Raw genomic sequence first — 1,038 nt, forward strand, 5'->3', positions numbered from 1 at the left:
CTAGAGCCTGTGTCGAAGTCGGTCACAGCCACTCGCTGATCGCGGCGATGTGCACGGTGGCTTCGTAGCGCACGGCGAGCTTGTCGAATCGGGTGGCCACGGCGCGGTTGCGCTTGAGCCGGTTGATGCCGCATTCCACGGCATGACGCTGCTTGTACCGCTCGGGGTCGAAGGCGGGTGGCCGGCCGCCCTTCGAGCCCCGTTTACGCCGGTTGGCGTCCTGATCGGCCTTCGACGGGATGGTGGCCTTGATTCCGCGTCGGCGCAGGTAGCGGCGGTTGGCCCGGGACGTGTACGCCTTGTCGGCCAGGACCCGGTCCGGGCGGGTCCGCGGCCGGCCGCTGCCCAGGCGGGGCACCCGGATGCCGTCGAGCACCGCGACGAACTGCGGACTGTCCCCACGCTGCCCTGCGGTCAGCACGATCGACAACGGCTTCTGCCCCTGCTCGCAGGCCAGGTGCAGCTTCGTCGTCAGCCCACCCCGCGACCGCCCGAGCGCATGATCGGTTGGCTCGACCGTCACCCCGCCCGGGGGTTCGACCTGCAGATCCCCCTTTTACGCGCCCCGGCGGCGTGCTGATGCGCCCGGGCGACCGACGAGTCCACCGACACGTCCCACGTGACACGCCCGGCCGCGTCGGCCACCGCCTGCAACCAGGTCAAGATCTTCGCCCAGGTCCCGTCGCGCTGCCAGCGGCGGAACAACGCGTACGCCGCCGCCCATGACCCGTAGCACTCCGGTACGTCCCGCCACGGCGCACCGACCCGGGTCCGCCACCGGATCCCATCAATGAGCTGCCGCTTCGTCCATGTCGGCGGCCGACCTGGCCGACGCCCTACAGGTAGCAGCGGCTCCAGCGCCGCCCACTGCGCGTCGGTCAGGTCGTGCCGCCTCGTCACCGCTACAGTGGTCACGAGGTCTCCGTGCTGATGGTCTTCTTCGTCGATGAACCATCTACCGGAGACCTCGCTACTTATCGATCACCGACGCGCCGGAATCTCATCGCCCACCACCGCCGACTTCGACACACGGCCTAG

The 1,038-nt window shown here is 69.7% G+C and carries 1 protein-coding gene; it reads right to left on the bottom strand.

Features of this window, described 5'->3' with window-relative positions:
- Positions 1 to 22: 22 nt before the first annotated feature.
- A protein-coding gene (locus DKL51_RS32575; protein WP_438819689.1) for an IS5 family transposase occupies positions 23 to 900 on the bottom strand; the annotation gives its coding sequence in 2 pieces (ribosomal slippage) (positions 23 to 549 and positions 549 to 900; 879 coding nt in all).
- Between the last annotated feature and the right edge of the window lie 138 nt (positions 901 to 1,038).

The sequence above is a fragment of the Micromonospora globispora genome, assembly GCF_003857015.1.
Taxonomy (GTDB): domain Bacteria; phylum Actinomycetota; class Actinomycetes; order Mycobacteriales; family Micromonosporaceae; genus Micromonospora; species Micromonospora globispora.